Origin of the sequence: Enterobacter cloacae complex sp. IR5412 (assembly GCF_049237385.1) — a bacterium.
GTDB lineage: Bacteria > Pseudomonadota > Gammaproteobacteria > Enterobacterales > Enterobacteriaceae > Enterobacter > Enterobacter intestinihominis.
The window spans coordinates 103,176-128,139 of the sequence record NZ_JBMKHQ010000007.1 but is presented as its reverse complement, the minus strand read 5'-3'; the positions used below and the strand labels follow the sequence as shown (position 1 = coordinate 128,139).

The window sequence follows — 24,964 nt, the reverse complement described above, 5'->3', positions numbered from 1 at the left end:
TTACCCTGGACTGCATTCCATGCCGCCAGCGTACCGCCGCTAAGAATCGCGATGTTGTTGTTCACTTCGCCTGCGGTGGCAAAGGTCGCACCGTTTTCAACGGTAACGGTGGCGTTACTGCCCTTGACGCCGAGCGTTGCTCCGGTGGAGATAAGCGTGGTGCCACCGTGCAGAACCGTATTCCCTGTATAGCTATTTTTTCCTGTCAGGGTCAGCGTGTTGGAATCAACTTTTTCGACGTTACCGCTACCGGTCATGTCGGTGGCGAAAGTGAAATCGCTACCCTGATTAAAAATGACGGTACCATTGTTGGTGAGCCCACCGCTGAGCGTCGCAGTTTTTTCGCCATCGCCCAGTTGCAGCGAGGCGTCTTTGGCCACCCGCGTATTACCGGTATTCGATACCGCACCCGACAGGGTTAACGCGCCAGTCTCTATCAGCAAGGAGTCGCCAGAGCCAATAATGTCGAGATCGCCCGACAGTGCCCAGTTTTCACCCTCCATTTTTACGCTGGCAAAACCGTCGCCTTCATTCAGACCCACGAAGTTACTGTCTTCCGTACCGGTGCCGATCAGAGTGAGAGTGTTTCCCATGGAGTTGGTGGAAATAACGTCACCGATAAGAGTGGAACCCGTATCAAGTACCAGGGTGTTATTTTTATTGCTGGCGAACATAATAGCCGCAGTATCGCCACTAATCGTTCCGCTATTCGTAATATCTACTTTTGCCGTATCTTTTACATTAATGCCGTTCTGGGTTCCTTGTACCGTACCACTGTTTAATATCTTTGTATTGCCAGTGCCTAGTGTGATAGCGTCACCGCTTGTACCAATAATTGCACCACTGTTATTAATACCAATGCCAGTCTGAGAACTCAGGCCTGTTTTTCCTTTTATCACTCCAGTGCTGGTGTTGATAATATTTACTGCTGAGGAGCTTTCACTGACATAAATGCCATTTTCCGCACCGATGATATTTCCATTGTTGTTGAAATCGCCGAGTAATGACTGAATATTGACAGCATTCGCTGTGGTGGAAGAAATGGTTGCACCACTGTCATTGTTAATAACTACACGTTGCGCGCCAGTATTAATATCCAGGCCAGTTCCTGTACCGGAAATATTTCCTTTGTTAGTGACATTATCGATCGCAAACCCATAGACCGATACCGCCGCTTCACTACCGGCGGAGGAGATCGTCACGTTTTTATTAATAATATATTCAGCATCGGCTGAGAAATCTTGAGGAACAGAAGTTGATTGGTCAATCGTTGCAGAAAACGCAACCGCAGGGGTGCATATCAACAAGGCAGGAAATATCTTTCCAAGAGTTTTGGTTGTATGATTTAATCTAAAGAAATTGTTGCTCATGTACACATCCATTTGAGTGAGAAGGAACATTAGATAACGTGCGTAAAACGTATTTAGTCCGTCTTAAAGCGTGAGCTTAAAACAAAAAAAAGCATAAAATTATTATTTTTTCAATAGGTTATGTACAGGTTGATTTATTAAATAATGACTTAAGTTTCGCTAAAAATATCTGTTGATAATATGAATGGCCATAACTATTTTGTAGGATGAATTTGTCTCGCGTATCGCTCTTCGTGTTTAGCGCCACTGTCGCTGGTAAGGTGGGATGGGTTGCCAATACTTGCGTTTTACTTTTAACCGTTAGATAGCCCCTTTAAGTCGGGGTGGTAACTGTCTACACTCAATGCTACAAGAAAAGTAAAAGACAGGCATATTCATGGTTCTGATAATTTATGCGCATCCCTATCCGCAACATTCGCATGCGAATAAACGGATGCTTGAGCAGGCAAGGACGCTCGAAAACGTTGAGATACGTTCCCTCTATCAACTCTATCCTGATTTCAGTATCGATGTCGCCGCCGAACAGGAGGCGCTCTCTCGTGCCGATCTGATCGTCTGGCAGCATCCGATGCAGTGGTACAGCACACCTCCGCTGCTGAAATTGTGGATCGACAAAGTCTTGTCGCACGGTTGGGCATACGGACATAACGGCAAAGCGCTTCAGGGAAAAAGCCTGATGTGGGCTGTAACCACCGGTGGGGGTGAAAGCCACTTTGAGATTGGCGCTTTCCCCGGATTTGACGTGCTGGCGCAGCCGCTCCAGGCTACCGCCCTTTACTGTGGCCTGAACTGGCTTCCGCCTTTTGCAATGCACTGTACCTTTGTCTGCGACGATGAAACCTTGCAGGCGCAGGCTCGTCACTACAAACAACGCTTACTCGAGTGGCAGGAGGGGCACAATGAATAGCCATACGATGATACAGGCGCTGATTTACCTCGGCGCGGCGGCATTAATTGTGCCCGTGGCGGTCCGTCTGGGGCTGGGCTCGGTGCTCGGCTATCTGATTGCCGGGTGTGTGATTGGCCCCTGGGGCTTTCGGCTGGTGACGGATGCCGAGTCAATCCTGCATTTTGCGGAAATCGGCGTGGTGCTGATGCTGTTTGTGATTGGCCTGGAATTGGATCCGCAGCGGCTGTGGAAACTGCGCGCCTCGGTGTTTGGCGGTGGCGCTTTGCAAATGCTGGCCTGCGGTATGCTGTTGGGCGGGTTCTGCATTTTGCTGGGGATGGAGTGGAAAGTCGCAGAGCTGATCGGCATGACGCTGGCGCTCTCCTCGACGGCGATTGCCATGCAGGCAATGAACGAACGTAACCTGACGGTCTCGCAAATGGGGCGCAGCACCTTCTCCGTACTGCTGTTCCAGGATATTGCCGCCATCCCGCTGGTAGCGATGATCCCGCTGCTGGCAACCAGCGGCGCATCAACGACGCTGGGGGCATTTGCCTTATCTGCGCTGAAGGTTGTCGGTGCGCTGGCACTGGTAATTCTTCTGGGGCGCTACGTAACGCGTCCGTTGCTGCGCTTTGTGGCTCGCTCTGGCCTGCGCGAAGTATTCAGCGCCGTTGCGTTATTCCTGGTGTTTGGTTTTGGATTGCTGCTTGAAGAGGCTGGGCTGTCGATGGCGATGGGCGCTTTCCTCGCAGGGGTCTTACTGGCAAGCTCCGAATATCGTCACGCGCTGGAAAGCGATATCGAGCCGTTTAAAGGATTGCTGCTTGGGCTGTTTTTCATCGGCGTCGGGATGTCTATCGACTTCGGGACGCTGGTAACCCACCCGCTGCGCATCATCATTCTGCTGGTGGGTTTCCTGGTCATTAAAATGGCGATGCTGTGGCTGATTGCCCGACCGTTAAACGTGCCAAAACCGCAACGCCGCTGGTTTGCTGTGCTGCTGGGGCAGGGGAGTGAGTTTGCTTTCGTGGTCTTTGGCGCAGCGCAAATGGCAAATGTACTCGATCCGGAATGGGCAAAAGCGCTGACGCTGGCGGTCGCGCTGTCGATGGCCGCAACGCCAATTCTGCTGGTGCTGCTGACGCGTCTGGAAAAAACGGGAAGCGAACAGGAGCGAGAAGCCGATGAGATCGACGAGGAGCAGCCGCGCGTGATCATCGCCGGATTTGGCCGCTTCGGGCAGATCGCCGGCCGTTTACTGCTTTCAAGCGGTGTGAAAATGGTTATCCTCGATCACGATCCTGACCATGTTGATACGCTGCGTAAATTCGATATGAAAGTGTTTTACGGTGATGCGACCCGGGCGGACCTGCTGGAATCCGCCGGGGCGGCGAAAGCCGAGGTGCTGATTAACGCCATCGACGATCCTGAGACCAGCATGCAGATGGTTGAGCTGGTTAAAGAGCATTTTCCGCATCTGACCATTATCTCCCGTGCGCGCGATGTGGATCACTACATCCAGCTGCGTCAGGCGGGGGTGGCAGCCCCTGAACGTGAAACCTTCGAAGGGGCGCTCAAATCTGGCCGCATGGCGCTGGAAAGTCTGGGGCTTGGTGCGTATGAAGCGCGTGAACGTGCCGATCTGTTCCGCCGCTTTAACCATGAGATGGTGGAAGAGATGGTGGCGATGGCGAGCAGTACGGCAACCGAACGCGCAGCGGTGTTTAAACGCACCAGCACCATGCTGACGGAAATCATCAACGAGGATCGTAATCACCTGTCGCTGGTTCAGCGCCACGGCTGGCAAGGGACGGAAGAGGGCAAGCATACCGGTGATCCTGCGGATGAACCGGAGAGTAAACCCTCTGCGTGAAGTGGAGTTGCCAGCAATATTAAAAAATTTCTAATTCTTTACCCTGCCGCCAGTCGACGAAAGATTAAGCTTTCCGTATAGTGGCGGCAATTTTTTGCATCCGGGAAATTTTCAATGATCAGTCTGATTGCAGCGCTGGCGGTAGACCGCGTTATCGGCATGGAAAACGCCATGCCGTGGAACCTGCCTGCCGATCTCGCATGGTTTAAACGTACTACGTTAAACAAGCCGGTAGTGATGGGCCGCCTGACCTGGGAGTCGATTGGTCGTCCATTGCCGGGTCGTAAGAATATTGTGATCAGTAGCCAGCCGGGCACTGACGATCGCGTGCAGTGGGTGAAATCCGTTGATGAAGCGATTGCCGCCTGCGGCGATGCCGAAGAGATCATGGTGATCGGTGGTGGTCGCGTGTATGAGCAGTTCCTGCCAAAAGCGCAGAAACTGTATCTGACGCACATTGATGCGGAAGTGGAAGGGGATACCCATTTTCCGGATTACGATCCGGACGAGTGGGAGTCCGTATTCAGTGAGTTTCACGATGCGGATGCGCAGAACTCGCACAGCTACTGCTTCGAAATTCTGGAACGTCGTTAACGTTTTTATCCTCTCCCCAAAGGGAGAGGATAAACATCTTCAGGAGGCGACCGCCTCTCCCTCGCCTAAATCCAGCTGTCGGTTGGATGGCTGGACAAAGTAGGTTTTATCTTCCCAGCGTAAGCAGGTTAAATCCCCGCCCCAGCAGCATCCGGTATCCAGCGCATAGATATTTTCCGGGGTGCCTTTTCCTTCCAGTGATGCCCAGTGCCCAAATACCACGCTATATTCGTTTGTCACGGGGCCCGGAATCGCAAACCATGGCTTAAGCGGCGCAGGGGCATTTTCCGGCGTATCTTTGCAATACATATCCAGCTGCCCGTTCGGGAAGCAGTAGCGCATCCGCGTAAAAGCATTGGTGATAAAACGTAGTCGCGCCAGGCCGCTGAGGTCATCACTCCAGTTATTCGGCATGTCGCCGTACATCGCATCGAGGAAGAACGGGTAGGAGTCGCTCGCCAGCACCGCTTCGGCGTCGCGCGCACAGGTTTTTGCCGTCTCAAGATCCCACTGAGGCGTGATGCCGGCATGAGCCATCACCAGCTTTTTCTCTTCGTCAATCTGTAGCAGTGGCTGGCGACGCAGCCAGTTGAGCAACTCATCGGCATCCGGTGCTTCCAGCAGGGGGGTAATGCGATCTTTCGGCTTATTACGGCTGATCCCGGCGTATACGGCCAGCAGATGCAGATCGTGGTTGCCCAGTACCAGCCGCACGCTGTCGCCCAGAGATTTGACGTAACGCAGGACGTCAAGGGAGCCAGGGCCGCGCGCCACTAAATCGCCTGTAAGCCAGAGCGTGTCCTGCCCGGGAGTAAAATCGACCTGTTTTAATAATGCGATCAGTTCATCGTAGCAACCGTGAACGTCGCCAATCAGATATGTAGACATTAGATTAATGAATAAGTGTAGGTACGGCGAGACGGAACACAGGAATAGCAATGCGGAAAGCATTACCGTCGGCATCGACCATTTCGTAATGGCCTTGCATGGTACCCAGTGGCGTTTCAATGACCGCACCGCTGGTGTACTGATACTCTTCGCCAGGGGCGATATGGGGTTGTTCACCGACCACACCTTCACCCTGGACTTCAATTTCGCGGCCATTGCCGTTGGTGATAAGCCAGTAGCGCCCGAGCAGTTGCACAGGCATCCGCCCCAGATTGCGAATGGTTACTGTATAAGCAAAGACAAAACGTTCTTCATCCGGTGTGGATTGGGACTCAATGTAGACGCTTTGAACCTGAACACAGACGCGGGGCGAATCAATCATGGCTTAGCTCTCCTTCGGCGGCGCATTGTCGCTGATGTAATTAGCCAGCTTGCAGTACTGCTCTACGGAAATATTTTCCGCACGCATTGCCGGGTCGATGCCCAACTCAGCTAACACGTCAACGGTAAACAGATTGCCAAGGCTGTTACGAATCGTTTTACGGCGCTGGTTAAAGGCTTCTGTCGTGATACGGCTCAGCACGCGCAGGTCTTTGACCGGATACGGCATCGTTTTATGTGGCACCAGGCGCACAACCGCAGAATCCACTTTTGGTGGTGGCGTGAACGCGGAAGGCGGCACTTCTAATACCGGGATCACGTTACAGTAATATTGCGCCATCACGCTTAAACGACCATACGCTTTACTGTTCGGCCCTGCAACCAGACGGTTAACGACCTCTTTTTGCAACATGAAGTGCATGTCGGCAATGGCATCAGTATAGCTAAACAGATGGAACATCAGCGGGGTGGAGATGTTGTACGGCAGGTTACCGAACACGCGCAGCGGCTGTCCCATTTTTTCTGACAGTTCGCCAAAGTTCATGGTCATCGCATCCTGCTGATAAATCGTCAGCTTCGGCCCGAGGAAAGGGTGCGTTTGCAGACGCGCGGCCAGATCGCGGTCGAGTTCGATAACGGTCAGTTCGTCAAGGCGTTCGCCTACCGGCTCGGTCAGCGCGGCAAGACCCGGGCCGATTTCGACCATGGCCTGGCCTTTCTGCGGATTAATGGCAGAAACGATACTGTCGATCACAAACTGATCGTTGAGGAAGTTTTGCCCGAAGCGTTTACGGGCTAAGTGGCCCTGATGGACTCGATTAGTCATTGAGTATTAACAATCATTTTGATGGCGAGATTAAGCGCCGTGATAAAACTGCCGACATCTGCTTTTCCCTGGCCTGCCAGATCCAGCGCAGTACCGTGGTCAACGGACGTTCGAATAAAGGGTAAGCCGAGGGTGATATTCACCCCGCGACCAAATCCCTGGTATTTTAGCACGGGCAGACCCTGATCGTGGTACATCGCGAGTACGGCATCGGCTTTATCCAGGTATTTGGGCTGGAAAAGGGTGTCGGCAGGCAGTGGCCCGCTGAGGTTCATCCCCTTCGCCCGCATCTCCTCAAGCACCGGAATGATGGTGTCGATCTCTTCAGTGCCCATATGTCCGCCCTCACCCGCGTGCGGATTCAGGCCGCAAACCAGCACATGCGGCTGCGGAATACCGAATTTGGTTTGCAGATCGTGATGCAAAATGCCAATGATCTCACGCAGGAGTTCAGGCGTAATGGCATCCGGAATGGCTTTGATCGGCAGGTGCGTTGTTACCAGCGCAACGCGCATTGCTTCGGTTGCCAGCATCATCACCACTTTCGGGCTGTGCGAACGCTCTTCGAAAAATTCGGTATGCCCGGTAAACGGAATGCCCGCGTCGTTGATTACGCCTTTATGCACCGGACCGGTGATCAGGGCTGCAAATTCGCCCTGAAGGCAACCGTTACAGGCGCGCGCCAGCGTCTCGACAACGTAGTGGCCGTTTTCGATGTGTAACTCACCGGGGACAACAGGTGCACGGAGCGGAACTGAAAGCAGGGTGAGAGTACCAGCCTGCTGCGGTGCGGACTGTTGGCCTTCAACGTAAGGGAGGAGCGTTAAAGGCAGACCGAGCAAGGCTGCCCGGTCTTGTAACAGTGTTGCATCTGCGCAAACAACCAACTCTACCGGCCAGCTGCGCTGGGCGAGCTGAACCACAAGGTCAGGCCCAATCCCGGCGGGTTCGCCGGGAGTGATCACAACACGATGCGGTTTCATTAGTTGCTCAACACTTTCACGTAAGCGCTGGCGCGTTGTTCCTGCATCCAGGTTGCGGCTTCTTCAGAGAACTTACGGTTAAACAGCATGCGATACGCACGATCTTTCTGCGCCGCGTCGGTTTTATCCACGTTGCGCGTGTCCATCAGCTGGATCAGATGCCAGCCGAAGGAGGAGTGCACTGGCGCGCTCATCTGACCCTTATTCAGCTTCATTAACGCATCGCGGAAAGCTGGATCGTAAATATCCGCTGCCGCCCAACCCAGGTCACCGCCCTGGTTTGCAGAGCCAGGATCCTGAGAGAACTCTTTTGCCGCTTTATCGAAGGTGGTTTTACCGCTCTTGATGTCTGCGGCGATCTGTTCCAGCTTCGCACGGGCCTGATCGTCAGTCATGATCGGAGACGGTTTGAGCAGGATATGGCGCGCATGCACTTCGGTAACCGAAATGTTCTGGCTCTGACCGCGCAGGTCGTTCACTTTCAGAATGTGGAAGCCCACACCGGAACGGATTGGACCGACGATGTCGCCTTTCTTCGCCGTGCTCAGCGCCTGGGCAAACAGGGATGGCAGCTCCTGAATACGGCCCCAGCCCATCTGGCCGCCTTTCAGCGCCTGCTGGTCAGCAGAGTAGGTGATCGCCAGTTTGCCGAAGTCATCGCCATTACGCGCCTGCTCAACGATAGCGCGCGCCTGACTTTCCGCCTCAGCCGCCTGATCGGAGGTTGGGTTTTCCGGCAGTGGGATCAGGATGTGGCTCAGGTTAAGTTCAGTGCTGGCATCATTCTGATTACCCACCTGTTTCGCCAGGGCATCCACTTCCTGAGGCAGGATGGTGACGCGGCGACGGACTTCATTGTTACGCACTTCTGAAATCAGCATCTCTTTACGGATCTGATTACGGTAGGTGGCATAGCTGATGCCGTCATAGGCCAGGCGGCTACGCATCTGGTCCGGGGTAATGTTGTTCTGCTTTGCAATGTTGGCGATCGCCTGATCGAGCTGCTCGTCAGAGATCTTCACACCCATTTTCTGGCCCATTTGCAGGACAATCTGATCCATGATCAGACGTTCCAGGATCTGGTGGCGCAGCGTAGCGTCATCCGGAAGTTGTTGACCTGCCTGGCCCGAGTTGAGCTTTACAGATTTCATCAAACCGTCAACGTCACTTTCAAGCACGACGCCGTTGTTAACCACAGCCGCGACTTTATCGACAACCTGTGGGGCCGCGAAGCTGGTATTCGCAACCATAGCGACACCGAGTAGCAGCGTTTTCCAGTTCTTCATACTTTTTCCATTTCAATTAACCGCAAAGCGGATTACGTTGTAAATCAAGCACATTACAATGAACTACGATACGGCAGAATGTTCGAGCGCAGCATCTGCTGCGTGCCCAGACCGTAGTTAGAGCTCAGGCCGCGCAACTCGATATTAAAGCCAATCACGTTATCGTATTTGCCCTGACTGTTTTGCGTATCCCAGCCGTTAAGTTTGCGTTCGTAACCGACACGTATTGCGTAACAGCAGGAGTTATATTGCAGACCCAGCATCTGGTCAGCAGGTTTTTGGGCATTCGTGTCATAGTAGTAGGCTCCGACGACTGACCAACGATCGGCGATAGGCCAGCTCGCGGCGGTACCCACCTGTGAAATACCGTCTTTGTATTGGTCTGTATTCGCATAGTTTGGCAGTGTCGCCTGGATATACTCCGGGCTGGCGTAACGGTACGTCAACTGCAACATGCGATCTTCATCACGACGATATTCGATGGCAGCGCTGCCCGTCGCGATATTGTCCAGTCGTGTATCGTACTGAACACCACCGCGCAGACCCCAACGATCCGTCATACGCCAGTAGGTGTCGCCCGCCCATACCAGTGAGCCCGTTTTGTTGTCTTTCTCCCAGTTAATGTCGTCATCACCGGTACGAGACTCGGTGAAATAGTAGATTTGACCAACAGAAACGTTAAAACGTTCAACGGCAGCATCATCATAAATGCGCGTTGTGACGCCGGTCGTTAACTGGTTAGCAGACGCAATACGGTCAAGGCCGCCGTAGGTACGATCGCGGAACAGGCCGCTGTAGTCTGATTGCAGGAAGGACGAGTCGTAGTTTTGAATTTTGCTCTGATCGCGATAAGGCACGTACAGATACTGCATACGTGGCTCAAGCGTCTGGGTGTATCCATCCGCGAGAAGAGCCATATCACGTTCGAAAATCAGCTTCCCATCCATTTTGAATTGCGGAAGCGTACGGTTTACCGACTCTTCAAGATCGGTGCCATAGCGTTTGTTATACCAGTCCAGATTTTTCTGCTGATAGTGGGTGGCCATCAGCTTGGCTTCGGTATTCAGGCTCGCCCAGTCGTTTGACCACGGCAGATTGATCGTCGGCTCGATATGCAGACGCGTTGATTCCGGCATATCCGAGTTGGTGTTGACGAAATGGACCGCCTGAGCGTAAACGTGCGTGTCGAAAGGACCCACATCGTTCTGGTACCAGTTCACGTCCAGCTGCGGCTCTGCACCATAGGTACTACGCGATTGCGTATCAAATACCTGGAACTGCTTGGTCGACACCGTCGCGTCAAAGTTCTCAATGGCGTAGCCCACGCTGAATTTCTGCGTGGCGTAACCGTCGGTACTGGACCCGTATTTAGAGTCGAAGTCGTTGAAGTAATACGGATCGCTGACTTTGGTGTAGTCGATGTTGAAGCGCCACACCTGATCCAATACCCCGGCGTGCTTCCAGTAGTACATCCAGCGGTGCTTATCACCTTCGCTCGGATGTTCGTCCTGGAACACCTTATCTGATGGCAGATAATCAAACTCCATCAGGCCCGCGCCCGCTTTGGTCAGATAGCGGAATTCGTTCTCCCACATGATGTTACCGCGCTTATGGATGTAGTGCGGCGTGATTGTGGCGTCCATGTTGGGCGCAATGTTCCAGTAGTACGGCAGGTAGAACTCAAAGTAGTTCGACGTGCTGTACTTGGCGTTCGGGATCAGGAAGCCTGAACGACGTTTGTCACCCACAGGCAGTTGCAGGTAAGGACTATAGAAAATGGGCACCGGGCCGAGTTTAAAACGGGCGTTCCAGATCTCTGCAACCTGTTCTTCACGGTCGTGGATCACTTCGCTGCCCACAACGCTCCAGGTATTTGACCCTGGCAAACAGGACGTAAACGAGCCGTTTTCGAGAATGGTGTAGCGGTTCTCGCCGCGCTGCTTCATCAGGTCTGCGGTACCGCGCCCCTGACGACCGACCATCTGATAATCACCTTCCCAGACGTTGGTGTCTTTGGTATTCAGATTCGACCAGGCTTTCGGACCTTTCAGGATGACCTGATTGTCGTCATAGTGCACATTACCCAGCGCATCCACCGTACGGACAGGTGCCTGAGCACCTTCCGGCTGCTTCTGGTGCAATTGCACTTCGTCAGCCAGCAGACGGCTGTTACCCTGGTTAATATCGACATTGCCCGTAAAGGTTGCATTGTCAGGATAATTACCTTTTGCGCTGTCGGCATTAATGGTGACGGGTAAGTCATTCGTATCGCCTTTCACCAGTGGGCGATTGTAACTTGGGACGCCAAGCATACACTGCGAGGCGAGATCGGCTGCGAGCCCCTGTTGGCTGTACAGGGCGGTGCCAATCATTGTGGCCAGAAGGGTGGGGATACGTTTTTTCATACGTTGTATTTTATTGTTCCGTCATCAGTGGCTACGGCTTACAAACGCTCAGAGACTATCTTACTCATCAGCGCAGTACCAGCGTTAATCCTGCCCGTTTGCGCGCCAGAGTGTTAGGCTCGCTATCGAATGACGAGTATGATAATGCAAATTATAGGCGATGTCCCTCAATTGACCGTGGCGCGACCACTGTAATGATGGCGTTGCGTCGGCCAGGAACATGACCATTCGGGGAGTATATGCAGTATTGGGGTAAAATAATCGGCGTTGCGTTCGCAATTATTATGGGTGCCGGATTCTGGGGTGTTGTTCTTGGCCTCATTATCGGCCATATGTTTGATAAAGCACGCAGCCGCAAAATGGCCTGGTTTGCCAACCAGCGCGAGCGCCAGTCACTCTTCTTCTCCACCACCTTCGAGGTGATGGGGCACTTAACCAAATCAAAAGGGCGCGTAACGGAAGCCGATATTCAGGTTGCCAGCGTCTTTATGGATCGCATGAATCTGCACGGCGAATCCCGCGTCGCGGCGCAGAATGCATTCCGGATTGGTAAAGCGGATAACTACCCGCTGCGTGAAAAAATGCGGCAGTTCCGTAGCATCTGCTTCGGGCGCTTTGATTTAATTCGGATGTTTCTGGAAATTCAAATCCAGGCCGCCTTCGCGGATGGCTCTCTGCATCCGAATGAACGGGACGTCCTGTATGTGATTGCTGAAGAGCTGGGCATTTCCCGCATGCAGTTCGATCAGTTCCTGCGCATGATGCAGGGCGGCGCGCACTTTGGCGGCGGTTATCAACAGCAATCGTCCGGTGGCGGTTGGCAGCAGGCGCAGCGTGGCCCTACGCTTGAAGATGCCTGTAATGTCCTCGGCGTGAAGCCCTCTGACGATGTCACGACCATCAAACGCGCCTATCGTAAGCTGATGAGCGAGCACCATCCGGATAAGCTGGTGGCGAAAGGCCTGCCGCCTGAGATGATGGAGATGGCGAAACAGAAAGCGCAGGAAATCCAGAAAGCCTACGAGCTGATTAAAGAGCAGAAAGGTTTTAAATAAAAAAATGGCCCGACAGTGTCGGGCCATTTTTTCAGAAGTCCACCGGGGCTTTGAACGTCATGGCGTTGCAGAAAGCAGGGTGGGTGATGGTGAGCGTCTGCGCATGCAGTTGCAGGCGCGGCGCTAACGCCAGCGCTTCCGGCGGCGCATAGAATCTGTCACCCAGAATCGGGTGACCCATCGCAAGCATATGCACACGCAGCTGATGGGAGCGCCCGGTAATCGGCTTCAGCAGGACGCGCGCGGTATTATCCGGCGCGTACTCCAGCACTTCATACTCGGTCTGCGCAGCCTTGCCGGTTTCATAACACACCTTCTGCTTTGGCCGGTTCGGCCAGTCGCAAATCAGCGGTAAATCCACCAGCCCTTCCGCCTGCGCCGGATGGCCCCACACGCGGGCGACATACTGCTTCTTCGGCTCGCGCTCGCGGAACTGACGCTTCAGCTCACGTTCTGCCGCCTTATTAAGAGCCACCACAATCACGCCGCTGGTCGCCATATCCAGACGATGGACAGACTCGGCCTGGGGATAATCGCGCTGGATACGCGTCATCACGCTGTCTTTATGCTCTTCCAGACGCCCCGGCACGGACAACAGACCGCTCGGCTTGTTAACCACCATAATGTGCTCGTCCTGATACAGAATGACCAGCCACGGATCCATCGGGGGATTGTAGGGCTCCATTACCATTTTGCGCTCCGCTTACTGATGCGTCACAACGATAAGACGCAGGGCGTCGAGACGCCATCCCGCCTGATTCAGACTTTCCAGCACCTGCTGGCGGTTGCTCTCAATTGCGGCCAGCTCATCGTCACGAATGTTCGGGTTCACCGCTTTCAACGCTTCCAGACGCGACAGCTCGGCAGAAAGCTTCTCATCGGCTTCGCTGCGCGCCGCATCAATCAGCACTCTGGCCGCTTTTTCGGCCTGGGTTTCACCCAGTTGCAGAATGGCATGCACGTCCTGTTGCACCGCATTCACCAGCTTGCTGCCGGTATGGCGGTTCACCGCGCTCAACTGACGGTTGAAGCTTTCAAACTCCACCTGGCCGGCCAGATTCGTACCGTTTTTATCCAGCAGCAGACGCACCGGCGTTGGCGGGAGGAAGCGGTTAAGCTGAAGCTGTTTCGGCGCCTGCGCTTCCACAACGTAGATCAGCTCCACCAGCAGCGTGCCCACAGGCAAGGCTTTGTTCTTCAACAGGGAAATGGTACTGCTGCCGGTATCGCCGGAGAGGATCAGATCCAGACCGTTGCGGATCAGCGGGTGCTCCCAGGTAATAAACTGTGCGTCTTCGCGGGACAGCGCCACATCACGCTCAAAGGTGATTGTGCAGCCGTCTTCCGGCAGGCCCGGGAAATCCGGCACCAGCATATGATCGGACGGGGTCAGCACGATCATGTTCTCGCCGCGATCGTCCTGGTTTATACCGACGATGTCGAACAGATTCATGGAGAAGCTGATCAGGCTGGTGTCGTCGTCCTGCTCTTCAATGCTTTCGGCCAGCTGCTGCGCTTTTTCACCGCCGTTGGAGTGGATCTCCAGCAGGCGATCGCGACCCTGCTCCAGCTGCGCTTTCAGTGCGTCGTGCTTCTCACGGCAGGATTTAATCAGCTCATCAAAGCCCTCACTATTTTCAGGCGCGGCCAGGTAACCGATCAGATCGCCATGGACCTGATCGTAAATGGTGCGGCCGGTCGGGCAGGTGTGTTCAAACGCGTCCAGCCCTTCGTGGTACCAGCGCACCAGCACGGACTGGGCGGTTTTCTCCAGATACGGCACGTGGATCTGAATATCGTGCGCCTGCCCGATACGATCCAGACGGCCGATACGCTGCTCCAGCAGATCCGGGTTAAACGGCAGATCGAACATCACCAGATTGCTGGCGAACTGGAAGTTACGGCCTTCAGAACCGATTTCAGAGCACAGCAGAACCTGCGCGCCGCTGTCCTCTTCACCAAACCAGGCTGCTGCACGATCGCGCTCAACTATGGACATGCCTTCGTGGAACACGGCGGCGCGAATGCCTTCGCGCTCACGCAGAACCTGCTCCAGCTGCAATGCGGTAGCGGCTTTGGCGCAGATCACCAGCACTTTCTGGGAACGGTGAGCGGTGAGGTAGCCCATCAACCACTCCACGCGCGGATCGAAGTTCCACCAGGTGCCGGTGTCGCCTTCGAATTCCTGATAAATCTGCTCCGGGTAGAGCATGTCGCGCGCGCGATCTTCCGCAGATTTACGGGTACCCATAATGCCGGAGACTTTAATCGCCGTCTGGTACTGGGTCGGCAGCGGCAGTTTGATGGTGTGCAGCTCGCGTTTCGGGAAGCCTTTCACGCCGTTACGGGTGTTACGGAACAGCACGCGGCTGGTACCGTGGCGATCCATCAGCATGTCGATCAGCTCTTTACGCGCGGATCCCGCATTATCGCTGTCGCTGTTCGCGGCCTGAAGCAGCGGCTCAATATCCTGCTCGCCAATCAGATCGCTGAGAGTGTTAAGCTCATCATTAGAGAGACGATTACCGGCCAGCAGCAGCGCGACGGCGTCCGCCACCGGGCGGTAGTTTTTCTGCTCTTCAACAAACTGCTCAAAATCGTGGAAACGGTTGGGATCGAGCAGACGCAGACGGGCGAAGTGGCTCTCAAGACCCAGCTGCTCCGGCGTGGCGGTCAGGAGCAGAACGCCCGGTACGCGCTCGGCAAGCTGCTCAATCGCCATGTATTCACGGCTTGGCGCGTCTTCGCTCCAGACGAGGTGATGCGCTTCGTCGACGACCATCAGATCCCATTCAGCGTCGCACAGATGCTCCAGGCGCTGCTTGCTGCGGCGCACGAAGTCCAGGGAACAAATGACCAGCTGTTCGGTTTCAAACGGGTTGTCCGCGTCGTGCTGGGCTTCGGCATAGCGCTCATCGTCGAACAGGGAGAAGCGCAGGTTAAAGCGGCGCAGCATTTCAACCAGCCACTGATGTTGCAGCGTTTCTGGAACCACAATCAGCACGCGCTCGGCAGCGCCAGAGAGCAGCTGCTGGTGCAGGATCATGCCTGCTTCGATGGTTTTACCCAGGCCCACTTCGTCAGCCAGCAGCACGCGAGGCGCATGGCGACGGCCCACGTCATGGGCGATATTCAGCTGATGGGGAATAAGGCTGGTACGCTGACCGCGCAGGCCGCTCCACGGCATGCGGTACTGCTCACTCTGGAACTTACGCGCGCGGTAGCGCAGGGAGAAGCGATCCATTCGGTCGATTTGCCCGGCAAACAGACGGTCCTGCGGCTTGCTGAACACCAGTTTGCTGTCGAGCAGCACTTCACGCAGGATGACATTCGTCTCGTCGGTATCAAGACGCGTTCCGATGTAGGCGAGCAGTCCATTCTCTTCTTTTACGTCTTCAACCTTCAGTTGCCAGCCGTCATGGCTGGTCACGGTATCACCCGGATTGAACATTACGCGGGTAACAGGGGAGTCATTGCGAGCGTACAGGCGGTTTTCACCGGTAGCAGGGAAAAGGAGGGTAACCATGCGCGCATCGACGGCAACGACGGTTCCTAATCCAAGTTCGCTTTCTGTATCGCTGATCCAGCGTTGACCAAGTGTAAAAGGCATAGTTGTTCGGCTCTAATCTTTAATTGCAGGCAATAGTTCGACCCCGTCAAAAAAGACGGTCATCGAAAAATGGGTCCGGGAATGGAAAGGGCGCTATGGTACTGGATGGCAACGGTTTCGTCACGCGTCAAAATAGCCCAAGTTGTCCTGTCACTAGTGTAGCAAAGTCGTCGTTGATGAACGGTAAAATTCCCTCCGCAACAGGCTGAAGCTGGCGGGTCAGGTAGTGATCGTAATCGAGCGGAGACTGCTGGTAATCAACGGGTTCTGGTCCGTTCGTTGTCCAGACGTATTTGATCGTTCCCCGGTTCTGATACTGCGGCGCGCGGCCCCGGCGAACGTTCTCTTCATCCGCCAGCCGCGCCGCGCGGACGTGCGGAGGAACATTACGCTGGTAGTCCGCCAGCGGGCGGCGCAGGCGCTTGCGATACACCAGCTGCGCGTCAAGTTCGCCCGCCATCAGGCTGGCTATCGTCTCGCGCACGTAGTCCTGATACGGCTCATTGCGGAACACCCGCAGATAAAGCGTTTGCTGAAACTGCTGTGCCAGCGGCGTCCAGTCGGTGCGCACTGTCTCCAGCCCTTTAAACACCATCCGCTGCTTGTCGCCTTCCTGAATCAGTCCGGCGTAGCGCTTCTTGCTGCCCTGGTCGGTTCCGCGAATGGTCGGCATTAAGAAGCGGGCAAAATGGGTTTCAAACTCCAGCTCTAACGCGCTGGTTAACCGCTCTTTTTGCAAACTTTCGCGCCACCAGGCGTTCACGAAGGCGACCAGTTCTTTGCCGATTTGCGCGGCGTCGTCTTCTGAATGGGCCGATTTCAGCCAGACAAAGGTGGAATCGGTGTCGCCATAAATAACGTCATAACCCCGGGATTCAATCAACGCTTTGGTCTGGCGCATAATGTCGTGCCCGCGCATGGTGATGGACGACGCCAGACGCGGATCAAAGAAGCGGCAGGCGCTGGTGCCCAGCACCCCGTAAAAGGCATTCATAATGATTTTCAGCGCCTGTGAGAGCGGCTTGTTGCCGTGGCGTTTTGCCTCGTCGCGGCCGTGCCAGATGTTTCCCACGATCTCAGGCAGGCAGTGTTTTTCGCGCGAGAAGCGTGCCCCGAGAAAACCTTCAGTACTGTGCGCATCGTCTGGCTGCGCCATCCCCTCGACCAGCCCTACCGGATCAATCAGAAATGTGCGGATAATCGACGGGTACAGACTTTTATAATCCAGCACCAGCACCGAATCATACAGCCCGGGCCGTGAATCCATCACGTAACCGCCGGGACTGGCCTGCGGCGGCACGTCACCGAGGTTAGGGGCCACATAGCCCGCCCGGTGCATCCGCGGGAAATAGAGGTGGCTGAAGGCCGCTACCGAGCCGCCGTGCCTGTCGACCGCGAGACCGTTTACCGTTGCGCGTTCCAGCAGGAAGGGCATGATCTCGGTTTTATGGAAAATCTGCGTTACCAGCTCACAGTCTTTCAGGTTATAGGTAGCGAGCGCTGGCTTATCCTCATTAAAGCGCCGGTCGATCTCGTCCATTCGGTCCCAGGGATTGTCGATGGATTTACCTTCGCCGAGCAGCGCCTGGGCGACCGCTTCCAGCGAGAAGGAAGAGAAGTTCCAGAAGGCGGATTTCAGCGCCTCGATGCCGTCGATTATCAGGCGACCGTTAGCCTGTGCGAAGAATACGCCGTTCTTAAAACCGTGCTCACGCCACTCCAGCTCCGTGTTTCCGCGCCCTAACGTCAGGGGAATGCGGTACCGCTCGGCATGTTTTTGCAACACGCGCAGGTCAAACTGCACCACGTTCCAGCCGATCAATACATCCGGGTCGTGCTCGGCAAACCACTGGTTAAGCTTCTCCAGCAGTTGTGGTCGGCTGGTAACGTATTCCAGATGAAAATCCAGCGCGGACGCATCGCCGTTCGGCGGCCCGAGCATATAGACAACCCGCTGCCCGCAGCCTTCAAGGCCGATGCAGTACAGCTCGCCGTGACGGGTGGTTTCGATATCCAGCGAGACCCACTTCAGCGGCGGGCGATAGTGCGGGTTAGGCTTCAGGCGCGCGTTCACGAGACAACCGTTCTGCTCAGCGCCGTCCACCCAGACGGGGGCGGTGATAAACCGCTCCATCAGAAAACGTTCCGGCGGGCGAATGTCCGCTTCGTAGAGCGTCACGCCCGCTTCGCGGAGCAATTTTTCATAGCGCATCAGCTGGCGATGGGCGCGGCAGTAGAGGCCATAAACCGGCTGGCGGTGGAAGTCTTTTAGCTCAAGGGGAGTAAGGCGCCAGCCGTTTTCACCGCGCAGCAGCTGCTTTACCTTCTCGACGTGGTGTTCAGGGATAAACGCCACGGACTCCTGAGGCGGCAGGGTAACGTGCAGCGGGCCGTTATCCGTCGCCAGCCAGAACGCAACCTCGGTGCCCTGAGGGGTATCCCGCCAGTGTCGGGTCAGTAAAAAGCCTTCTTGCGCCTGTGCCACGCCGCTATCCCACAAAACAAACCAGGCCTGATTATAGCCTGGTTGAGGGGTGTTTGCTGGGGTTTTATACAGTGCCTGTTTTGCCGGATGGCGCTACGCTTATCCGGCCAACAGGATCCGTAGGCCCGATAAGCGCAGCGCCACCGGACAATGTTTTACTGCCCGTAGTACGCCTTCGCGCCGTGCTTGCGCAGATAATGCTTATCGAGCAGGGTTTGCTGCATATCCGGCAACTGCGGTGCCAGCTGGCGGCAGAAGATCCCCATGTAGGCGACTTCCTCCAGCACGATCGCGTTGTGCACCGCGTCCTCCGCGTTTTTACCCCAGGCAAACGGACCGTGGGAGTGCACCAGCACGCCGGGCATTTGCGCCGCGTCGATACCCTGTTTTTCGAAGGTTTCGACGATCACGTTCCCGGTTTCCCATTCGTACTCACCGCCGATCTCCGCATCGGTCATCAGACGCGTGCAGGGAATGGTGCCGTAAAAGTAGTCCGCGTGGGTGGTGCCGGTGGCCGGAATTGGCTGGCCCGCCTGCGCCCAGATGGTCGCGTGACGCGAATGGGTATGCACAATCCCACCGATGGTCGGGAAGGCCTGATACAGCAGGCGGTGAGTGGGCGTATCGGAGGAGGGCTTTTTATCGCCTTCAACCACTTCACCCGTTTCGATGCTGACCACCACCATATCTTCCGCGGTCATCACCGTGTAATCCACGCCCGAAGGCTTGATCACGAACACGCCTTTTTCCCGGTCAACGGCGCTGACGTTGCCCCAAGTCAGGGTCACCAGGTTATGTTTTGGCAGCGCCAGGTTGGCTTCGAGTACCTGACGTTTGAGATCTTCTAACATTGTCGTCTCCTGCCGGATGGCGCTGCGCTTATCCGGCCTACAGAACCGTAGGCCCGGTAAACGAAGTGCCACCGGGCATTCAGGGCTTAGCGTTTTGAACCGTAATAGACTTCGTTCCAGCGCAGCGCGTCTTTAAAGGCTGGCAGACGGGTGTCGTTATCAATCACGGTCAGTTCGATGTCGTGCAGCTCGGCAAACTGACGCATATCGTTCAGGTCAAGCGCGTGGCTGAAGACGGTGTGGTGCGCGCCGCCGGCCAGGATCCAGGCTTCCGACGCGGTTGGCAGGTCAGGTTGCGCTTTCCACAGGGCGTTCGCGACCGGCAGTTTCGGCAGAGAATGCGGAGTTTCCACAGCATCGACGCAGTTCACCAGCAGGCGGAAACGGTCGCCGAGGTCGATCAGGCTGGCGTTAATGGCCGGGCCGGTACGGGTGTTGAAGATCAGACGGGCCGGATCCGCTTTGCCGCCAATGCCGAGGTACTGCACATCGAGGATCGGTTTCTCTTCGACGGCGATAGAGGGACACACTTCCAGCATGTGCGAGCCGAGCACCAGATCGTTGCCGTTCTCGAAGTGGTAGGTGTAGTCCTCCATAAAGGAGGTGCCGCCCTGCAGACCGGTCGACATCACCTTCATGATGCGAAGCAGAGCGGCAGTTTTCCAGTCGCCTTCGCCCGCAAAACCGTAGCCCTGCTGCATCAGACGTTGTACCGCCAGACCCGGGAGCTGTTTCAGGCCGTGGAGATCTTCAAAGGTGGTGGTGAAGGCATGGAAGCCGCCCTGTTCCAGGAAGCGCTTCATGCCCAGTTCAATGCGTGCGGCATCCAGCACGTTCTGGCGCTTGTCGCCGTTGACCTGTGCCGCAGGCGTCAGGCGATAGCTGCTTTCGTACTCGTCCACCAGCGCGTTCACGTCGCCATCGCTGATGTCATTCACCACCTGCACCAGGTCGCCCACCGCCCAGGTATTCACGGAGAAGCCGAACTTGATCTGCGCGGCCACTTTGTCGCCGTCGGTTACGGCAACTTCACGCATGTTGTCGCCGAAACGCACCACTTTAAGGTGACGGGTATCCTGCTTAGAGACCGCCTGACGCATCCAGGAGCCAATGCGTTTTTGTGCCTGGCCGTCCTGCCAGTGGCCGGTCACCACGGCATGTTGTTGACGCATACGTGCGCCGATGAAGCCGAACTCGCGACCGCCGTGCGCGGTCTGATTCAGGTTCATGAAGTCCATGTCGATGCTGTCCCACGGCAGGGAGGCGTTGAACTGAGTGTGGAATTGCAGCAGCGGTTTGTTGAGGATAGCCAGGCCGTTGATCCACATTTTGGCTGGCGAGAAGGTGTGCAGCCACACCACCAGGCCAGCGCATTTGTCATCGTAATTGGCATCGCGGCAGATGTTAGTGATTTCGTCCGGCGTAGTACCCAGCGGCTTCAGCACCAGTTTGCACGGCAGTTTGGCTTCCGCGTTCAGCGCATTCACAACGTGCTCCGCGTGTTTCGTCACCTGCTGCAACGCTTCCGGTCCGTATAAATGCTGGCTGCCAATCACAAACCACACTTCATAATTATTAAAAATGGTCATTATCGTGTCCTTAATGTGTCAGGGTTGCCGTAGTGTCCGCGGTAGTTTTGGCCGGGGCGGCGACAGGGAGATAGTGAAGTTCGGCGCTTTTTGCCCATTGCTGGTAGCGCTGATAAAGCTGTTCAAAGCGTTGTGCCTGCTGAGCCTGCGGCTGGAGCGTACTTTCGACGGCGCTCGCCATATGCTGTTGCGCGGTCGGGATATCCGCATGGACGCCTGCGGCCACGGCAGCGAAAATCGCTGCGCCCAGCGCACAGCACTGATCGGAAGCCACAATTTGCAGCGGACGGTTGAGCACATCGCAGCAGGCCTGCATGATCACCGGGTTTTTACGGGCGATACCGCCCAAAGCCATCACGTTGTTCACGTCAATGCCCTGCCCGGTGAAGCACTCCATAATGGCGCGCGCGCCGAACGCGGTGGCGGCGATCAGGCCGCCAAACAGCGCGGGCGCGTCGGTCGCCAGGTTGAGATCGGTAATCACCCCTTTCAGACGCTGGTTGGCAAACGGCGTACGACGGCCGTTGAACCAGTCCAGCACCACCGGCAGGTGATCGAGAGACGGATTTTTTGCCCAGGCTTCGGTGAGCTGCGGCAGGAGCTGTTTTTTGCTCGCGGTAATCTGGGTTTTCAGTTCAGGATGCGCGGCCGCCAGCTGATCCAGCGGCCAGCCGAGCACCCGGCCAAACCAGGCGTAGATATCGCCAAACGCGGACTGACCCGCTTCGAGGCCGATAAAATCGGGCACCACGCTGCCGTCAACCTGACCGCAGATACCCTTCACCGCGCGGTCGCCAACGCTGGTTTTATCCGCCGTCAGAATGTCGCAGGTGGAGGTGCCAATCACTTTCACCAGCGTGTTAGGCTGCGCACCCGCGCCCACGGCGCCCATATGGCAGTCGAACGCGCCGCCGGAAATGGTCACGTTTTGCGGCAGACCGAGGCGTTTCGCCCACTCTTCGCAGAGCGTGCCGACCGGAATATCGGCGGTGAAGGTGTCGGTAAACAGCGGGTAGGTCAGGTTTTTGTTGATGATCGGGTCGAGTTCATCGAAGAACGCTGCCGGAGGCAGACCACCCCAGCTTTCATGCCACAGCGATTTATGCCCGGCGCTGCAACGGCCACGGCGAATAGCCTGCGGACGAGTGGTGCCGGAGAGCAGGGCGGGAACCCAGTCGCACAGCTCAATCCATGACGCCGCTGCCTGTGCGACCGACGCGTCCGCGCGGGTAACGTGCAGGATTTTTGCCCAGAACCATTCGCTGGAGTAGATCCCGCCGATGTAGCGCGAGTAGTCGGTTTTGCCCGGCTGGTGGCATAAGCGGGTGATGGCTTCCGCCTCTTCCACGGCGGTATGGTCTTTCCACAGCACAAACATGGCGTTCGGGTTATCGGCAAACTCCGGGCGAAGCGCCAGTACGCGGCCTTCTGCATCAACCGGGGCCGGCGTTGAACCGGTACTGTCGACGCCAATCCCCACGACGTCGGCCCGCTGGGCGTCCGTCAGCTCCGCCAGCACGGTTTTGATCGCCGCTTCCATTGATTCAATGTAATCGCGCGGGTGGTGACGGAACTGGTTGTTCGGCGCATCGCAGTAGCGCCCCTCTTGCCAGCGCGGATACCACTCAACGCTGGTTGCTATCTCCTGGCCAGTCGTACAGTCCACTGCCAGCGCGCGAACTGAGTCGCTGCCAAAATCGAGGCCAATTGCAATTGCCATGGTGTTGCTCCATCCAAAACAGGTATGGAAGAACATTAGAGACTGGGGACAAAGATCGTCAGGCAGGATCCGCTAATCTTATGGACTAAATTGCTGTAGCAGCGGAAAGTGTGACGCCGTGCAAATATTCAATGTGGACATTTCTGCCGTACTTATAGACACTTTTGTTACTGCTTAACCGCCCGTGCTGGCGGAGAAATCAGGGGGAAAGGCTGAAACATGGCGGACGTAAAAGAGGCGTGATGCTTTTTGGATCTTTTCGCGGGCCATTTTTATACTGCTTTTATCGATATGGACAATTGGTTTCCTTCAGGACCCTTGGGAGAACTGAATCTATGGCCGAACCGCAAAACGATCCCCTGCTGCCGGGATACTCATTTAACGCCCATCTGGTGGCGGGGCTGACGCCCATTGAGGCCGAGGGGTATCTCGATTTCTACGTCGATCGACCGCTCGGAATGAAAGGGTATATTCTGAACCTGACCGTTCGCGGGGAAGGGGTGATTAAAAACGGCGATCGGCAGTTTATCTGCCGCCCTGGTGATATGCTGCTGTTCCCGCCGGGGGAGATCCACCACTACGGACGCCACCCGGATGCCAAAGAGTGGTATCACCAGTGGGTCTATTTCCGTCCGCGCGCCTACTGGCAGGAGTGGCTCTCGTGGCCGGCCATTTTCGCCCATACCGGTTTATATCGCCCGGATGAGGCGCATCTGGCGCAGTTCCGTGAGCTGTTCGCACAAATTATTGAGGCAGGGCAGGCGGGAGGGCGCTACGCTGAACTGCTGGCCATCAACCTGCTTGAACAGGTGCTGCTGCGCCGCATGGAGGCCATCAACGAGTCGCTTAATCCGCCGCTGGACAACCGCGTCCGCGACGCCTGCCAGTACATCAGCGACCACCTTGCCGACAGCCAGTTTGATATTGCCAGCGTCGCCCAGCATGTGTGCCTGTCGCCGTCACGGCTGTCGCATCTGTTCCGCCAGCAGCTTGGCGTGAGCGTACTCAGCTGGCGCGAGGATCAGCGCATCAGCCAGGCGAAACTGCTGCTCAGCACCACCCGAATGCCTATCGCCACCGTCGGGCGTAACGTCGGCTTTGAAGATCAGCTCTATTTCTCTCGCGTGTTTAAGAAGTGCACCGGTGCCAGCCCGAGCGAATTCCGTGCGGGATGTGAATAATCGGTAAACATTCAGGTGAACTTCAGGCGCATCTTGTAAACTATTCAGACAATTGATGCCTTGACGCGGTGCAGGGCGCTAAGCAGAATCGCTGATTCGTTTTCTGACCGGAATAGTTATGCAGGCATTGCTGGAACATTTTATTACCCAGTCCGTTATGTATTCGCTCATCGCCGTGGCGCTGGTGGCGTTTCTGGAGTCGCTGGCGCTGGTCGGGCTGATCCTGCCCGGCACCGTGATGATGGCGGGGCTTGGGGCGCTTATCGGCAGCGGCGAGGTCAATTTCTGGCAGGCGTGGATGGCCGGTATTATCGGCTGTTTGCTGGGGGACTGGATCTCCTTCTGGCTGGGCTGGCGCTTTAAGAAGCCGCTACACCGCTGGTCGTTCATGAAAAAAAACAAAGCGCTGCTGGATAAAACCGAGCATGCGCTGCACCAGCACAGCATGTTCACCATCCTCGTGGGGCGCTTCGTTGGGCCAACGCGTCCACTGGTGCCGATGGTGGCCGGGATGCTGGATCTGCCCGTCGCGAAGTTTGTGGTGCCGAATATCATCGGCTGCGTCTTCTGGCCGCCGTTCTACTTCCTGCCGGGTATCCTGGCGGGCGCGGCGATTGATATTCCTGACGGTATGCAAAGCGGTGAGTTTAAATGGCTTCTGCTGGGTACGGCGGTGCTGCTGTGGCTGGCGGTTTGGCTCTGCTGGCGCCTGTGGCGCAGCGCGAAAGCGAGCGTCGATCGCCTGACCCGCTATCTCCCGCGCACGCGCCTGCTCTGGCTGGCCCCACTTACGCTCGGCGTGGCGGTGGTAGCGCTGGTGGCGCTGATCCGCCACCCGCTGATGCCGGTGTACGGCGAGATCCTGTTGAAGGTGGTGAGCCGTTAAGGTGTTTTCCCTCTCCCCGTGGGCTGAGGGTTCCCCAGTAATTTTTTTATGCAGAAGCAATAAAGTTGCTTTCTAAATGACTGAGGGCC

The 24,964-nt window shown here is 55.9% G+C and carries 19 protein-coding genes; 6 read left to right on the top strand and 13 right to left on the bottom strand.

What is annotated here, in order from left to right; all coding sequences use genetic code 11:
* The coding region (locus ACOTX2_RS14600; RefSeq protein ID WP_421625931.1) for a beta strand repeat-containing protein at positions 1-1,370 on the bottom strand (1,370 nt) is incomplete at its 3' end.
* A gap of 376 nt (positions 1,371-1,746) precedes the next feature.
* On the opposite strand from ACOTX2_RS14600, the gene kefF reads away from it, so the two are divergent.
* The 3 genes from kefF (at position 1,747) to folA (ending at position 4,729) form a co-directional block, all read left to right on the top strand.
* Positions 1,747-2,277 carry a glutathione-regulated potassium-efflux system oxidoreductase KefF gene (gene kefF, locus ACOTX2_RS14595; RefSeq protein WP_063148244.1) on the top strand — a complete coding sequence of 177 codons (531 nt, stop codon included), beginning with the start codon at positions 1,747-1,749 and terminating at the stop codon, positions 2,275-2,277.
* A complete protein-coding gene (gene kefC / locus ACOTX2_RS14590; RefSeq protein ID WP_063148243.1) occupies positions 2,270-4,135 on the top strand; it encodes a glutathione-regulated potassium-efflux system protein KefC in 1,866 nt (621 codons plus the stop codon). Before kefF ends, kefC begins: the two co-directional genes overlap by 8 nt.
* Before the next feature lie 114 nt (positions 4,136-4,249).
* A complete protein-coding gene (gene folA / locus ACOTX2_RS14585; protein ID WP_003856431.1) occupies positions 4,250-4,729 on the top strand; it encodes a type 3 dihydrofolate reductase in 480 nt (159 codons plus the stop codon).
* Between the two features lie 39 nt (positions 4,730-4,768).
* Here folA and apaH read toward each other — a convergent pair whose 3' ends face one another.
* Genes apaH through lptD form a run of 6 tightly spaced genes read right to left on the bottom strand, consistent with a single transcriptional unit; the run spans position 4,769 to position 11,498 of the window.
* Complete coding sequence (gene apaH, locus ACOTX2_RS14580; RefSeq protein WP_022647017.1) at positions 4,769-5,617, bottom strand: bis(5'-nucleosyl)-tetraphosphatase (symmetrical) ApaH; 849 nt, start codon at positions 5,615-5,617, stop codon at positions 4,769-4,771.
* A gap of 4 nt (positions 5,618-5,621) precedes the next feature.
* Positions 5,622-5,999 carry a Co2+/Mg2+ efflux protein ApaG gene (apaG, locus tag ACOTX2_RS14575; protein ID WP_003856425.1) on the bottom strand — a complete coding sequence of 126 codons (378 nt, stop codon included), beginning with the start codon at positions 5,997-5,999 and terminating at the stop codon, positions 5,622-5,624.
* A 3-nt stretch (positions 6,000-6,002) separates the two neighbouring features.
* Complete coding sequence (rsmA, locus tag ACOTX2_RS14570) at positions 6,003-6,824, bottom strand: 16S rRNA (adenine(1518)-N(6)/adenine(1519)-N(6))-dimethyltransferase RsmA (protein WP_003856423.1); 822 nt, start codon at positions 6,822-6,824, stop codon at positions 6,003-6,005.
* Positions 6,821-7,807 carry a 4-hydroxythreonine-4-phosphate dehydrogenase PdxA gene (gene pdxA / locus ACOTX2_RS14565; RefSeq protein WP_063148242.1) on the bottom strand — a complete coding sequence of 329 codons (987 nt, stop codon included), beginning with the start codon at positions 7,805-7,807 and terminating at the stop codon, positions 6,821-6,823. Before pdxA ends, rsmA begins: the two co-directional genes overlap by 4 nt.
* Complete coding sequence (surA, locus tag ACOTX2_RS14560; protein WP_003856417.1) at positions 7,807-9,093, bottom strand: peptidylprolyl isomerase SurA; 1,287 nt, start codon at positions 9,091-9,093, stop codon at positions 7,807-7,809. The genes pdxA and surA overlap by 1 nt, the downstream gene beginning before the upstream one ends.
* Before the next feature lie 53 nt (positions 9,094-9,146).
* Positions 9,147-11,498 carry an LPS assembly protein LptD gene (gene lptD, locus ACOTX2_RS14555; RefSeq protein ID WP_023299304.1) on the bottom strand — a complete coding sequence of 784 codons (2,352 nt, stop codon included), beginning with the start codon at positions 11,496-11,498 and terminating at the stop codon, positions 9,147-9,149.
* 239 nt (positions 11,499-11,737) lie between these two features.
* On the opposite strand from lptD, the gene djlA reads away from it, so the two are divergent.
* A complete protein-coding gene (djlA, locus tag ACOTX2_RS14550) occupies positions 11,738-12,553 on the top strand; it encodes a co-chaperone DjlA (RefSeq protein WP_023299305.1) in 816 nt (271 codons plus the stop codon).
* Between the two features lie 31 nt (positions 12,554-12,584).
* On the opposite strand, the gene rluA is transcribed toward djlA, so the two are convergent.
* From rluA to araB, 6 genes are all read right to left on the bottom strand, one after another.
* On the bottom strand, positions 12,585-13,244 hold the full coding sequence (rluA, locus tag ACOTX2_RS14545; RefSeq protein WP_058677767.1) for a bifunctional tRNA pseudouridine(32) synthase/23S rRNA pseudouridine(746) synthase RluA: 660 nt from the start codon (positions 13,242-13,244) through the stop codon (positions 12,585-12,587).
* 12 nt (positions 13,245-13,256) lie between these two features.
* Positions 13,257-16,163: an RNA polymerase-associated protein RapA gene (gene rapA / locus ACOTX2_RS14540; protein ID WP_023299306.1), complete on the bottom strand. Its 2,907-nt coding sequence runs from the start codon at positions 16,161-16,163 to the stop codon at positions 13,257-13,259.
* Between the two features lie 127 nt (positions 16,164-16,290).
* Positions 16,291-18,648, bottom strand: coding sequence for a DNA polymerase II (gene polB / locus ACOTX2_RS14535; protein WP_063137942.1), 2,358 nt, complete (start codon positions 18,646-18,648; stop codon positions 16,291-16,293).
* 155 nt (positions 18,649-18,803) lie between these two features.
* Positions 18,804-19,499, bottom strand: a complete 696-nt coding sequence (gene araD / locus ACOTX2_RS14530) for an L-ribulose-5-phosphate 4-epimerase (RefSeq protein ID WP_022647024.1) — start codon at positions 19,497-19,499, stop codon at positions 18,804-18,806.
* 86 nt (positions 19,500-19,585) lie between these two features.
* The gene (gene araA, locus ACOTX2_RS14525; RefSeq protein WP_015572656.1) at positions 19,586-21,088 is read right to left on the bottom strand and encodes an L-arabinose isomerase; all 1,503 of its coding nucleotides are present in this window, start codon (positions 21,086-21,088) and stop codon (positions 19,586-19,588) included.
* Positions 21,089-21,098: 10 nt separating this feature from the next.
* Positions 21,099-22,808, bottom strand: a complete 1,710-nt coding sequence (araB, locus tag ACOTX2_RS14520; RefSeq protein ID WP_063148240.1) for a ribulokinase — start codon at positions 22,806-22,808, stop codon at positions 21,099-21,101.
* 335 nt (positions 22,809-23,143) lie between these two features.
* On the opposite strand from araB, the gene araC reads away from it, so the two are divergent.
* Both araC and ACOTX2_RS14510 read left to right on the top strand, forming a co-directional pair.
* Entirely contained in the window at positions 23,144-23,989 is an 846-nt protein-coding gene (gene araC, locus ACOTX2_RS14515) for an arabinose operon transcriptional regulator AraC (RefSeq protein ID WP_022647026.1), read from the top strand.
* A gap of 118 nt (positions 23,990-24,107) precedes the next feature.
* On the top strand, positions 24,108-24,875 hold the full coding sequence (locus ACOTX2_RS14510; protein WP_017383796.1) for a DedA family protein: 768 nt from the start codon (positions 24,108-24,110) through the stop codon (positions 24,873-24,875).
* The last annotated feature ends 89 nt before the right edge of the window (positions 24,876-24,964 follow it).

Bases quoted from the DNA above. Each gene is read 5' to 3' on its own strand.
- kefF (WP_063148244.1), top strand. From the start codon at position 1,747: ATGGTTCTGATAATTTATGCGCATCCCTATCCGCAACATTCGCATGCG.
- kefC (WP_063148243.1), top strand. From the start codon at position 2,270: ATGAATAGCCATACGATGATACAGGCGCTGATTTACCTCGGCGCGGCG.
- folA (WP_003856431.1), top strand. From the start codon at position 4,250: ATGATCAGTCTGATTGCAGCGCTGGCGGTAGACCGCGTTATCGGCATG.
- apaH (WP_022647017.1), bottom strand. From the start codon at position 5,617: ATGTCTACATATCTGATTGGCGACGTTCACGGTTGCTACGATGAACTG.
- apaG (WP_003856425.1), bottom strand. From the start codon at position 5,999: ATGATTGATTCGCCCCGCGTCTGTGTTCAGGTTCAAAGCGTCTACATT.
- rsmA (WP_003856423.1), bottom strand. From the start codon at position 6,824: ATGACTAATCGAGTCCATCAGGGCCACTTAGCCCGTAAACGCTTCGGG.
- pdxA (WP_063148242.1), bottom strand. From the start codon at position 7,807: ATGAAACCGCATCGTGTTGTGATCACTCCCGGCGAACCCGCCGGGATT.
- surA (WP_003856417.1), bottom strand. From the start codon at position 9,093: ATGAAGAACTGGAAAACGCTGCTACTCGGTGTCGCTATGGTTGCGAAT.
- lptD (WP_023299304.1), bottom strand. From the start codon at position 11,498: ATGAAAAAACGTATCCCCACCCTTCTGGCCACAATGATTGGCACCGCC.
- djlA (WP_023299305.1), top strand. From the start codon at position 11,738: ATGCAGTATTGGGGTAAAATAATCGGCGTTGCGTTCGCAATTATTATG.
- rluA (WP_058677767.1), bottom strand. From the start codon at position 13,244: ATGGTAATGGAGCCCTACAATCCCCCGATGGATCCGTGGCTGGTCATT.
- rapA (WP_023299306.1), bottom strand. From the start codon at position 16,163: ATGCCTTTTACACTTGGTCAACGCTGGATCAGCGATACAGAAAGCGAA.
- araD (WP_022647024.1), bottom strand. From the start codon at position 19,499: ATGTTAGAAGATCTCAAACGTCAGGTACTCGAAGCCAACCTGGCGCTG.
- araA (WP_015572656.1), bottom strand. From the start codon at position 21,088: ATGACCATTTTTAATAATTATGAAGTGTGGTTTGTGATTGGCAGCCAG.
- araB (WP_063148240.1), bottom strand. From the start codon at position 22,808: ATGGCAATTGCAATTGGCCTCGATTTTGGCAGCGACTCAGTTCGCGCG.
- araC (WP_022647026.1), top strand. From the start codon at position 23,144: ATGGCCGAACCGCAAAACGATCCCCTGCTGCCGGGATACTCATTTAAC.
- ACOTX2_RS14510 (WP_017383796.1), top strand. From the start codon at position 24,108: ATGCAGGCATTGCTGGAACATTTTATTACCCAGTCCGTTATGTATTCG.